The organism is Acidovorax sp. SRB_24, from assembly GCF_012931925.1.
Genome location: NZ_MWOM01000018.1, coordinates 18226 through 30159, shown reverse-complemented (window position 1 = coordinate 30159; position 11934 = coordinate 18226). Strand labels below are relative to the sequence as shown.

Annotated in this window: 9 protein-coding genes and 3 tRNA genes; 2 read left to right on the top strand and 10 right to left on the bottom strand. The window is 64.5% G+C overall.

From position 1 onward, the window contains the following. Position 1: 1 nt before the first annotated feature. The gene (gene fumC / locus B2J89_RS08715; RefSeq protein ID WP_169168755.1) at positions 2-1402 is read right to left on the bottom strand and encodes a class II fumarate hydratase; all 1401 of its coding nucleotides are present in this window, start codon (positions 1400-1402) and stop codon (positions 2-4) included. Between the two features lie 140 nt (positions 1403-1542). On the opposite strand from fumC, the gene B2J89_RS08710 reads away from it, so the two are divergent. After that, positions 1543-3096, top strand: a complete 1554-nt coding sequence (locus tag B2J89_RS08710) for a fumarate hydratase (protein ID WP_169168754.1) — start codon at positions 1543-1545, stop codon at positions 3094-3096. Between the two features lie 108 nt (positions 3097-3204). After that, positions 3205-4068 carry a glutamate racemase gene (gene murI / locus B2J89_RS08705; RefSeq protein ID WP_169168753.1) on the top strand — a complete coding sequence of 288 codons (864 nt, stop codon included), beginning with the start codon at positions 3205-3207 and terminating at the stop codon, positions 4066-4068. 81 nt (positions 4069-4149) lie between these two features. Here murI and B2J89_RS08700 read toward each other — a convergent pair whose 3' ends face one another. The 9 genes from B2J89_RS08700 to B2J89_RS08660 form a co-directional block, all read right to left on the bottom strand. Further along, entirely contained in the window at positions 4150-4674 is a 525-nt protein-coding gene (locus B2J89_RS08700; protein WP_169168752.1) for a YgjP-like metallopeptidase domain-containing protein, read from the bottom strand. A gap of 46 nt (positions 4675-4720) precedes the next feature. Beyond that, entirely contained in the window at positions 4721-5353 is a 633-nt protein-coding gene (locus B2J89_RS08695; protein ID WP_169168751.1) for a DUF6806 family protein, read from the bottom strand. A 13-nt stretch (positions 5354-5366) separates the two neighbouring features. Next, positions 5367-5459, bottom strand: a tRNA-Leu gene (locus tag B2J89_RS08690). Positions 5460-5590: 131 nt separating this feature from the next. Continuing rightward, positions 5591-5666, bottom strand: a tRNA-Gly gene (locus tag B2J89_RS08685). Between the two features lie 83 nt (positions 5667-5749). Next, positions 5750-8173, bottom strand: coding sequence for an endopeptidase La (gene lon / locus B2J89_RS08680; RefSeq protein ID WP_169168750.1), 2424 nt, complete (start codon positions 8171-8173; stop codon positions 5750-5752). A gap of 122 nt (positions 8174-8295) precedes the next feature. Further along, positions 8296-9561, bottom strand: coding sequence for an ATP-dependent Clp protease ATP-binding subunit ClpX (gene clpX, locus B2J89_RS08675; RefSeq protein WP_169168749.1), 1266 nt, complete (start codon positions 9559-9561; stop codon positions 8296-8298). Positions 9562-9664: 103 nt separating this feature from the next. Continuing rightward, positions 9665-10273 (bottom strand): ATP-dependent Clp endopeptidase proteolytic subunit ClpP, encoded by a 609-nt coding sequence (gene clpP / locus B2J89_RS08670; protein WP_169168748.1) that lies wholly within the window; start codon positions 10271-10273, stop codon positions 9665-9667. A gap of 125 nt (positions 10274-10398) precedes the next feature. Next, positions 10399-11709 carry a trigger factor gene (tig, locus tag B2J89_RS08665; RefSeq protein WP_169168747.1) on the bottom strand — a complete coding sequence of 437 codons (1311 nt, stop codon included), beginning with the start codon at positions 11707-11709 and terminating at the stop codon, positions 10399-10401. A 76-nt stretch (positions 11710-11785) separates the two neighbouring features. Further along, positions 11786-11872, bottom strand: a tRNA-Leu gene (locus B2J89_RS08660). Between the last annotated feature and the right edge of the window lie 62 nt (positions 11873-11934).

The window sequence follows — 11934 nt, the reverse complement described above, 5'->3', positions numbered from 1 at the left end:
CCTAGACCATGTGCGCCGGCTGCACCCAGGCGTCGAACTGCTCGGCGCTCACATGGCCCGAAGCGATGGCGGCTTCGCGCAGGCTCAGGCCTTCGTGGTGCGCTTTCTTGGCGATCTGCGCGGCATTGTCGTAGCCGATGTGCGGGTTCAGCGCTGTCACCAGCATCAGCGAGCGCTCCACCAGCTCGGCAATGCGCGCGCGGTGGGGCTCGATCCCCGCGGCGCAGTGCGTGTTGAAGCTGGCCATGCCGTCGGCCAGCAGGCGCACGCTCTGCAGGAAGTTGTGGATCACCAGGGGGCGGAACACGTTGAGCTCGAAGTTGCCCGATGCGCCGCCGATGTTGAGGGCCACGTCGTTGCCCATGACCTGGGCGCAGAGCATGGTCAGCGCCTCGCACTGCGTCGGGTTGACCTTGCCGGGCATGATGGACGAGCCCGGTTCGTTCTCCGGAATGGCGATCTCGCCCAGGCCGCTGCGCGGTCCGCTGGCGAGCCAGCGCACATCGTTGGCGATCTTCATGAGGCTGGTGGCCAGCGTCTTGAGCGCGCCGTGCGCATGCACCAGCGCATCGCAGCTGGCCAGGGCCTCGAACTTGTTCGGCGCGGTCACCAGCGGCAGCCCGGTCAGGCGCGCCAGCTCGTCCGCCACCGCCACGGCGTAGCCGGCCGGCGCGTTGAGCCCGGTGCCCACGGCCGTGCCGCCCAGCGCGAGTTCGCACAGGTGCGGCAGGGCCGCCTGCACATGACGCTGCCCGTGCGCCAGCTGCGCGGCCCAGCCCGAGATTTCCTGCCCCAGCGTGACGGGCGTGGCGTCCTGCAGGTGCGTGCGGCCGATCTTGACGATGCCGGCAAACGCCTCGGCCTTGGCCTGCAGCGTGGCGTGCAGCGCGGCCAGCGCCGGCAGCAGGTGGTGCGTGACGGCATCGACGGCGGCGACGTGCATCGCGGTGGGGAAGACGTCGTTGCTCGACTGGCTTTGGTTGACGTCGTCGTTCGGGTGCACCAAGCGGCCCTCGCCGCGCTCGCCGCCCAGCAGCTCGCTGGCGCGGTTGGCCAGCACCTCGTTCATGTTCATGTTGGTCTGCGTGCCCGATCCGGTCTGCCAGACGACCAGCGGAAATTCACCCGCGTGCTGGCCGGCAATCACTTCATTGGCTGCGGCCACGATGGCATCGGCCTTGGCGGCATCGAGCAGGCCCAGTGCCTGGTTCACGCTGGCGCTCGAACGCTTGACCTGGGCCAGCGCGCGCAGCAGCTCGGGCGCCATGCGCTCCCCCGAGATCGCAAAATGCTGCAGCGAGCGCTGCGTCTGCGCGCCCCAGAGCCGGTCGGCCGGCACGTCAATGGCGCCAAAGCTGTCACGTTCGGCGCGGAAGGCGGTGGCAGGTGCTGCAGGGGTCATCGTGCGTCCTCCAAAGTAGTGCGCCAGCATACCCCTGCCGCTGCGCAGCGGCCAAGATGGGGGGGCCGCAACCCTGGTGGCAGGGGCGTTCGCGCCCTGCAGGGGATAATCGAAGATTCGCGACCTCTGATCCCCATGCCATGACCACGACCATTCGCCAGCAAGACCTGATCGACTCCATCGCCGGTGCACTGCAGTACATCAGCTACTACCACCCCACCGACTACATTGCCCACCTGGCGCGCGCCTACGAGCGCGAGCAAAGCCCCGCGGCCAAGGACGCGATGGCGCAGATCCTCACCAACTCCAAGATGGCGGCCACCGGCCACCGCCCGATCTGCCAGGACACCGGCATCGTCAACGTGTTCCTGAAGATCGGCATGGACGTGCGCTGGGAAGGCTTCACGGGCGGCCTCGAAGACGCCGTCAACGAAGGCGTGCGCCGCGGTTACGACTTTGCGGAAAACAAGCTGCGCGCCAGCGTGGTGGCCGACCCGCATTTCGCGCGCAAGAACACCAAGGACAACACCCCGGCCGTGATCTTCACGCAGATCGTACCCGGCAACACCGTGGACATCACGGTGGCCGCCAAGGGCGGCGGCTCCGAGAACAAGTCCAAGATGGTCATGATGAACCCCAGCGACTCGCTGGTGGACTGGGTGCTCAAGACCGTGCCCACCATGGGCGCCGGCTGGTGCCCGCCGGGCATGCTGGGCATCGGCATCGGCGGCACGGCCGAAAAGGCCGTGCTGCTGGCCAAGGAAAGCCTGATGGAAGACCTGAACATGTACGAGCTGCAGGCGAAGAGCCAGCGCGGCGAGAAGCTCGACCAGGTCGAAGAGCTGCGCCTGGAGCTGTACGAAAAGGTCAACGCCCTGGGCATCGGCGCGCAGGGCCTGGGCGGCCTGTCCACCGTGCTCGACATCAAGATCAAGATGTACCCCACGCACGCCGCCAGCAAGCCCGTGGCCATGATCCCCAACTGCGCGGCCACGCGCCACGCCCATTTCGTGATGGACGGCTCGGGCCCCGTGTACCTCGATGCGCCTTCGCTCGACCTGTGGCCCAAGATCGACTGGGCGCCCGACTACAACAAGAGCAAAAAAGTCGACCTCAACACCCTGACCAAGGCCGAAGTGGCAGGCTGGAAGCCCGGCGATACGCTGCTGCTGAGTGGCAAGATGCTCACTGGCCGCGACGCGGCGCACAAGCGCATCCAGGGCATGCTGGCCCAGGGCGAGAAGCTGCCCGTGGACTTCACCAACCGTGTGATCTACTACGTCGGCCCCGTGGACCCAGTGGGCGACGAGGCGGTGGGCCCCGCCGGCCCGACCACGGCCACGCGCATGGACGGCTTCACCGACATGATGCTGGAACAGACCGGCCTGATCGCCATGATCGGCAAGGCCGAGCGCGGCCCGGCCGCCATCGAGTCCATCAAGCAGCACCAGAGTGCCTACCTGATGGCCGTGGGCGGCGCGGCCTACCTGGTCTCGAAGGCGATCAAGCACGCCAAGGTGGTGGGGTTTGAAGACCTGGGCATGGAAGCCATCTACGAGTTCGACGTGGTCGACATGCCCGTGACCGTGGCGGTGGACTCGGGCGGCACCAGCGCCCACCTCACCGGCCCGGCCGAATGGCAAAAGCGCATTGCCACGGGCGAGTTCAAGGGCATCGGGGTCACCGCCGCCTGACGCACGCCGGGGGCGTGGTGGCAGCGCACGCGCCTGTGCCAGGGGCTGGGGCGTGCGACCCTCCCCTGGCCCAGACCCTTTCTTCCACCCCTACTTTGCCGTGCTTGCATGACAGTCCCTTCACAGCCCATCGGTGTGTTTGACAGCGGCGTCGGCGGCCTCAGCGTGCTGCGCGCGCTGCGCGCAGAACTGCCTTACGAGCGCTTCGTCTACCTGGCCGACAGTGCCCACGCACCATACGGCGAGCGCGGCGACGCCTATGTGGGCGCCCGCACCCATGCGATCACGCAGTACCTGCGCGCGCAGCACGGCATCAAGGCCCTGGTCGTTGCCTGCAACACGGCCACGGCCGCAGCCATCCACGAGGTGCGCAGCCGCCACGCCGACCTGCCGCTGGTGGGGCTGGAGCCCGCGCTCAAGCCCGCCCTGTCGGCCACGCGCACCGGGCGGGTGGGCGTGATCGGCACGCGCGGCACGCTGACCAGCGCCAAGTTTGCGAAACTGCTGGCCTCGGTGGCCGGGCAGGCCGAGTTCGTGACGCAGCCCTGCGACGGCCTGGCCCACGCCATTGAACGCAGCGTTGCCCAGCCGCTGCCCAGCCACCCATCTGCGACTGAAATACGGGCACTCTGCACCCGCCACCTCCGCGCCATGGGCCGTTTTGGCACCGAAGCGGGGCAGATGGACACCCTGGTGCTGGGCTGCACGCACTACATTTTTGCTGCCGACGACCTGCGTGCGCTGGTCGGCCCGCAGGTGCGCTTCATCGAAACCGGCGAGCCGGTGGCGCGGCAGACGCGGCGGCTGCTGCAGTCGGCCGGCCTGTTGGCCAAAGAGCCACTGGGCGGCGCGCACGCCGGACCGCCACCCGTGCAACTGCTCACGACCGGAGCGCTGGACCCCCTGCAGGCCGCGGCGCAGCGCTGGCTGGAACTGCCCGCCGACTGCTGTGCCCAGGTGGTCATCCCGTGAATTTGATTGAAACTGGTCTCAAACGCTTGCCAGACATACGCTTGCAGCTATGGATATCGCAGCAAGCCTGCCGGCGGCTTTTCAATCGGCGCGCCAAATGCGCCCACCGCCACGCTCCAGGTGCGTCAGGTACAGGCGCAGGTCAAACTCGTACTGGTGGTAGGCCGGCTCCATGTGCACGCACAGCTGGTAGAAGGCCTTGTTGTGCTCGCGCTCGCGCAGGTGCGCCAGCTCGTGCACCACGATCATGCGCAGGAACTCGTCGGGCACCTGCTTGAACATGGCGGCCACGCGGATCTCGTGTTTGGCCGCCAGCTTGCCGCCCTGCACACGCGAGACGCTAGTGTGCAAACCCAGGGCATTGCGCACCACATGGATCTTGCTGTCGAACAGCACCTTGTGGACCGCATCGGCATTGCGCAGATGGCGGGTCTTCAGGGCCTGGGTGTAGTGGTAGAGCGCCTTGTCGGTGCGCACCGCGTGGGCTTGCGGGTATTTGCGCTGCAGCAGCGCCGCCAGACCGCTGCCGCCCTCGCCCAGCATCCCACGCACCTGGTCCTGCAAGGGCTGCGGATAGGCACGCAGATAGGGCAGGTCGCTGTGCATGGACATTCAAAGGGCTGGCCGCCGGACAGCGGCCAGCGCGCCGCCATCAGTGCAGATGGCGCGGGCGGCGACCACCGCCGCCACCGTGGCTGCCGCCGGAGCCGCCCGAGCCGCGCGGCGGCTTGCCGATTTCAAGCGAATTCACGAGCGCGTCAAAGCGCTGGCTGAACAGCTTGTCGATTTCGGCCACCACGCCGCCCAACTCGGCGCCATCGAAGTGGCGCTCCATCATGTTCACCACGTCCTGCACCAGCAGGTCGCGCTGCACCTGCATGATGGCGGCGGGCGTCGGGCCCACGAACAGCATGACGAAGTCGTCGCGCGATTCGGCATCGTCTTCTTCCTCGTCCTCGTCGAACTCGGCGTCGTAGAACGTCACCTCGATGGCGGCGCCTTGCTCGGCCAGTTCATTGAGGCTCATGCACATCTCGTCGAGCGACTGGCGGAAGTCCTCGTCACCGCGCACCGTCCAGCACAGCTGCAGCGTGTGCTCCTTCGCGTCGAACTGAATGCCAGGCTCTTCTTCATAGGCACTGACCGAGCCGTCGGCCAGCGAGCGCGCGCCGGCATATTTCCACAAGGGCTTGAGCGCTTCCTGCAACTGCTCGTAGCCGGCATCAGGGCGCAGCGGCACCTGACCATGGACATGAATTTCGAAGGGAGCGTTGTAATTTGACATGATTGAATCGTAGTGGTGCCCCGAGCCGGGGTCGAACCGGCACGCCCCTTTTCAGGAAAGCGGCGGATTTTAAGTCCGCAGTGTCTACCAATTTCACCATCGGGGCGGGCTGCATGGCGCAAAGCCTCGTCTGCAGCGTAACCCGGGCCGCGCACCTGTGCAATGCCCAAACTCTGCCGGGCCCCACCGCGGCGGACGCCCAAAGAAAAAGGGAAGCCGAAGCTTCCCTTTGAGAACTGGAGCGGGAAAAGAGTCTCGAACTCTCGACCTCAACCTTGGCAAGGTTGCGCTCTACCAACTGAGCTATTCCCGCATTTCACTACAGCCTCACATTGTACAACGTTTGCTGCAATGAAGATATTGTAGCGCAATTTTAAGGGTGCGCCACAAAAATCTTCAGTGCTGGACGGCCACCGTGGCCACGGGCTTATCGGCCGCTGCGGGCACGGGTACCGCAGCCGCTTCTTCGTCGGTCAATGGGACGGGCTTGCGCTCCAGGGCCAGCTCCAGCACTTGGTCGATCCACTTCACCGGCACGATGACCAACCCGCTCTTCACGTTGGCCGGAATTTCTTGAAGATCCTTGATGTTTTCCTGCGGGATCAACACCGTCTTGATACCACCGCGCAGCGCCGCCAGCAGCTTCTCCTTGAGCCCGCCAATGGCCGTGATTTCACCCCGCAGCGTGATCTCTCCGGTCATGGCCACATCGCCGCGCACCGGAATACCGGTGAGCGCAGACACCAGCGCCGTGGCCATCGCGGCCCCTGCGCTGGGACCATCCTTGGGCGTGGCGCCGTCGGGCACGTGCACATGGACGTCCTTCTTCTCAAACGCCTCGTCCTTGATACCCAACATCCGTGCCCGGCTGCGCACCACCGTGCGCGCGGCCTCAACGGACTCCTTCATGACATCGCCCAGCGACCCGGTGCGCGTGATGACGCCCTTGCCCGGCATGGTCACGGCCTCGATGGTCAGCAGGTCGCCGCCGACCTCGGTCCACGCCAGTCCCACCACCTGTCCGACCTGGTTTTGCTGCTCGGCCAGACCGTAGGTGTATTTGCGCACCCCGAGAAAATCGGGCAGGTTGTCCGCAGTCACGACGACCTGCGGCGCCAGCTTGCCCAGCAGCAGTGCCTTGACGACCTTGCGGCAGATCTTGGAGAGATCGCGTTCCAGCGCACGCACGCCGGCTTCTCGCGTGTAGTAGCGCACGATGTCCCGCACCGCGGGCTCGGTGACCTGCAGTTCGCCTTCTTTCACGCCGTTGTTCTTGAGCTGCTTGGGCAGCAGGTACTTCATGGCGATGTTGGTTTTCTCGTCCTCGGTGTAGCCCGAAAGACGAATCACCTCCATGCGGTCGAGCAATGCCGGCGGAATGTTCATGGAGTTCGACGTCGCCACAAACATCACATCGCTGAGGTCAAAGTCCACTTCCACATAGTGGTCGCCAAACGTGTGGTTTTGCTCGGGGTCCAACACCTCCAGCAAGGCGCTCGAGGGATCCCCCCGAAAATCCATGCCGAGCTTGTCGATCTCGTCGAGCAGGAACAGCGGATTGCGCGTCCCCACCTTGGCGAGGCTTTGCAGCACCTTGCCAGGCATGGCGCCGATGTAGGTGCGGCGGTGTCCGCGGATCTCGGCCTCATCGCGCATGCCGCCCAACGCCACGCGCACGTATTTGCGTCCGGTGGCCTTGGCAATGGACTGCCCCAGCGAGGTCTTGCCCACGCCGGGCGGGCCCACCAGGCACAGGATGGGTGCCTTGACCTTGTCCACACGCTGCTGCACGGCAAGGTATTCGAGGATGCGGTCCTTGACCTTGTCGAGACCGTAGTGGTCCTCGTTGAGCACCACTTCGGCATTGCCCAGATCGTGCTTGATCTTGGTCTTCTTGCTCCACGGCAGCGACACGAGCACATCGATGTAATTGCGCACCACCGTCGCTTCGGCCGACATCGGCGACATCAGCTTGAGCTTCTTGAGTTCGGCATCGGCCTTCTTGCGCGCCTCGGCCGGCATCTTGGCCAGCTTGATCTTCTTTTCGACCTCTTCAATGTCCGCGCCCTCTTCGCCTTCGCCCAGCTCCTTCTGGATGGCCTTGACCTGCTCGTTGAGGTAGAAGTCGCGCTGGTTCTTCTCCATCTGGCGCTTGACGCGGCCCCGGATCTTCTTGTCGACATTCAGGATGTCGACTTCGCGGTCCAGCTGTTCGAACAGGTTCTCCAGGCGGTCCTTCACATCGGAGAGGTCCAGCACGGCCTGCTTGTTCTCCAGCTTGAGGGGCAGGTGCGCGGCGATGGTGTCGGCCAGGCGGCCAGGATCGTCGATGCTGGAGATGGACGTCAGGATCTCCGGCGGGATCTTCTTGTTGAGCTTGACGTACTGGTCGAACTGCTGCATCACAGCGCGGCGCAGCGCTTCGATTTCGCTCGGTTTGTGCGACTCCTCCGTCGCCTCGACCGGCGCCACCGTGGCGGTGAAATGTGTCTGCGCATCCTCAATGGCGTCGACGCGTGCGCGCTGCTGCCCCTCGACCAGCACCTTCACGGTGCCGTCGGGCAGCTTGAGCATTTGCAGGATGGTGGAGACGCAGCCGACATCGAACATGTCCTCGACCGAGGGCTCATCCTTGGCAGCGGCCTTCTGGGCCACGAGCATGATGCGGCGATCGGACTCCATCGCCAGCTCCAGCGCCTTGATACTCTTGGGCCGACCCACAAACAGCGGGATGACCATATGGGGGAATACAACCACATCGCGCAGCGGCAGCAGCGGCAGCTCAATGGGCGTGGCGGGCAAGGGGGTGTGTCCGGACATGGAAATCCTCGTGAAACTGAATGGAATATGGTCCGTCAGCGGAAATTTTCAACCCGCCGGCACATCCGCGCCGACGCCAGGGTTGCTGGGCGCACGGCCAGCGCCGCGCCCTTGACAAGGCCTCAGGCCTTTTTTGCCGCCTCGCGGTACACCAGCAGTGGCGGCTTGTTGTCGTCGATGGTGGACTCGTCCACCACGACCTTTTCCACATTCGTGGCATTGGGCAGATCGAACATGGTGCCGATCAGCGACTGCTCCAGGATGGAGCGCAGCCCGCGCGCACCGGTCTTGCGGACCAGCGCCTTGCGTGCAATGGCTTTGAGCGCGGCAGGCCGGATCTCGAGCTCGGCGCCTTCCATGGCCAGCAATTTGCTGTACTGCTTGACCAGCGCATTCTTCGGCTCGGTCAGGATCTGCACCAAAGCGTCCTCGCTGAGCTCGGCCAGCGCCGTGACCACGGGCATGCGCCCGACCAGTTCCGGGATCAGACCGAACTTGATCAGGTCTTCGGGCTCGATCTCGGTGAAGACGTCGGAGAGCGAGCGTTGCTTCTTGCTCTTGACCGTCGCCCCGAAGCCGATGCCCGACGCCTCCGTGCGGTTTTCGATGACCTTCTCAAGCCCGGCGAAAGCGCCGCCACAGATGAACAGGATATTGGTCGTGTCGATCTGCAGGAAATCCTGGTTCGGGTGCTTGCGCCCGCCCTGCGGGGGCACACTGGCCATGGTGCCTTCGATGAGCTTGAGCAGGGCCTGTTGCACGCCCTCGCCCGACACATCGCGCGTGATGCTGGGGTTGTCCGACTTGCGCGAGATCTTGTCGATTTCGTCGATGTAGACAATGCCGCGCTGCGCACGCTCGACGTCGTAGTTGCAGCTCTGCAGCAACTTTTGCACGATGTTTTCGACATCTTCGCCCACATAGCCGGCTTCGGTCAGCGTGGTGGCGTCGGCCATGACGAACGGCACGTCGAGCATGCGTGCCAGCGTCTGCGCCAGCAGCGTCTTGCCGGAGCCGGTGGGACCGATCAGCAGGATATTGCTCTTGGACAGCTCAACATCGTCCTTGTGCGCCTTGTCCTTGTGGCGCAGGCGCTTGTAGTGGTTGTACACCGCCACGGCCAGGGTGCGCTTGGCCTGCTCCTGGCCAATGACATAGCCGTCGAGGTTGGCCTTGATCTCGGCGGGCGTGGGCAGATCGCCGCGTCCATCGCGACCCGCCTCGCCCGCAGGCACCTCGTCGCGGATGATCTCGTTGCACAGGTCAATGCACTCGTCGCAGATAAAAACCGACGGGCCGGCGATCAGCTTCTTTACCTCGTGCTGGCTCTTGCCGCAGAAAGAGCAGTAAAGGGTTTTTTCGCTGGGAGAGCCTTTTTTATCGGCCATGGAAACAATGCCTTGTATAGCTAGGGGAAGTGGTCTGGATGATAACCAATGGGAAACGGCGCTTTCCCGCACGGGAAAACGCCGTACCCGGGCGCGGCTGCGCTCAGGAACGCTTGGCGATCACCTGGTCGATGAGCCCATAGTCCTTTGCCTCATCGGCCGTGAGGAAGTAGTCGCGCTCGGTGTCGCGCTGGATTTTTTCCAGCGGCTGGCCGGTGCGTTCGGCCAGGATGCGGTTCATCTGGTCCTTGGTGCGCAGGATATCGCGCGCATGGATTTCGATGTCGGTGGCTTGGCCGCGTGCGCCGCCCAGCACCTGGTGGATCATGACCTTGGAATTGGGCAGGGAAAAACGCTTGCCCTTGGCTCCGGCGGCCAGCAGGAAGGCGCCCATGCTCGCGGCAAAGCCGCAGCACAGCGTGGACACGTCGGGCTTGATGAACTGCATGGTGTCATAGATCGCCATGCCGGCCGTGACACTGCCGCCGGGCGAATTGATATAGAAGGAAATGTCCTTTTCGGGGTTTTCGCTTTCCAGGAACAGCAGCTGTGCCACCACCAGGTTGGCGGTCTGGTCATTGACCTCGCCCACCAGAAAGATCACGCGCTCCTTGAGCAGGCGCGAATAAATGTCGTACGACCGCTCGCCGCGGCCCGACTGCTCGATGACCATCGGGACCATGCCCAAACCTTGTGTTTCCAGTGCGCTCATGTTTTCTCCAGTCAGGCGGGTACTGTACCCAGAAACGAATTGGGGCTTGTGCGCCAAAGCACAAGCCCCCGGATGCTGTAGCGGGTCAAGTGCCCTGAAGGCGCTTGACCGTCCAGGCAGGGCGATCAGCCCTGGCCCATCAACTCGTCAAACGACACGGCCTTGTCGGTCACCTTGGCCTTGCCCAGCACGAAGTCGGCCACGTTGTTTTCAATGACCACGGCCTCGACTTCGGCCAGACGCTGGCGGTCACCGAAGTACCAGCGCACCACGTCTTCGGGCTTCTCATAGCTGGCAGCCAGCTCGTCGATGTGGGCCTTGAGCTGCTCGGGCTTGGCGTGCAGTTCGTTGGCGCGGACCAGCTCGGCCACCACCAGGCCCAGGCGCACGCGGCGCTCGGCCTGGGGACGGAAGATGTCGGCAGGGATTTCGGCCTTGTCGGCGTCCTTGACACCGCGCTGCTTGAGGTCGGCGCGGGCCGCTTCCGTCAGGCGTTCGATCTCGGCCTGCACGCTGGCGTTGGGCAGGTCCAGCTCGGCCTTGGTCAGCAGCGCGTCCATCACGGCCTGCTTGTTGCGGGCCAGCAGACGGAATTTGACTTCGCGGTCCAGGTTCTTCTTGATGTCCGTGCGCAGGCCGTCGACGGTGCCGTCGGCAATGCCGAGCGACTTGGCCAGGGCGTCGTTGACTTCGGGCAGGTGGGCCGCTTCGATTTTGTTGACCGTGACGAGGAAGTCGGCCGTCTTGCCGGCCACGTCCTTGCCGTGGTAGTCCTCGGGGAATGCCAGCGGGAAGGTCTTGCTTTCGCCGACCTTCATGCCGCGCACGGCGTCCTCGAACTCCTTGAGCATCTGGCCTTCGCCGATCAGGAACTGGAAGCCTTCGGCCTTGCCGCCTTCGAAGGGCTCGCCGTCGAGCTTGCCTTCAAAGTCGACGGTCACGCGGTCGCCGTCCTGCGCTGCGGCGTCGATGGCGCGCTGGGCAAAGCTGCGGCGCTGCTTGCGCAGGATGTCGATGGTCTTGTCGATGGCGCCGTCGGTCACTTCCGAGCTCAGCTTCTCGACTTCGGCATCGGCCAGGTCGGCAATCTTGACTTCGGGGAACACTTCGAACACGGCGTCAAAGGTGACTTCGCCTTCGGGCGCGCCGTCTTTCTCGGTGATGCGTGGCTGGCCGGCCACGCGCAGATTGGCTTCGTTGGCTGCGGCGGCAAACGCCTCGCCCACCTTGTCGTTGAGCACCTCGTACTGCACCGAATAGCCATAGCGCTCGGACACCACCTTCATGGGCACCTTGCCGGGACGGAAACCGTCCATCTTCACGGTGCGCGCCAAACGCTTGAGGCGCGAATCCACCTCGGTCTGGATAGTGGCGAGGGGCAGGCTCAGCGTGATCTTGCGCTCGAGCTTTTCAAGGGTTTCAACGGTAACGGCCATGGCTATTCCTAGTGTTTAGTCACACGTGCCGGCCAGCTGTGCAGCGGCGCCGTGTTGGGCAAAGTTTCACATGGGGTGGTGCGCGGAGCCGGACTCGAACCGGCACACCATTGCTGGCGTCAGGACCTAAACCTGGTGCGTCTACCAATTTCGCCACCCGCGCGGTCTACAAACAAACAGGCGACAGCCAAAGTCTGCCGCCCGGATGAAACTGATTAACTCGCG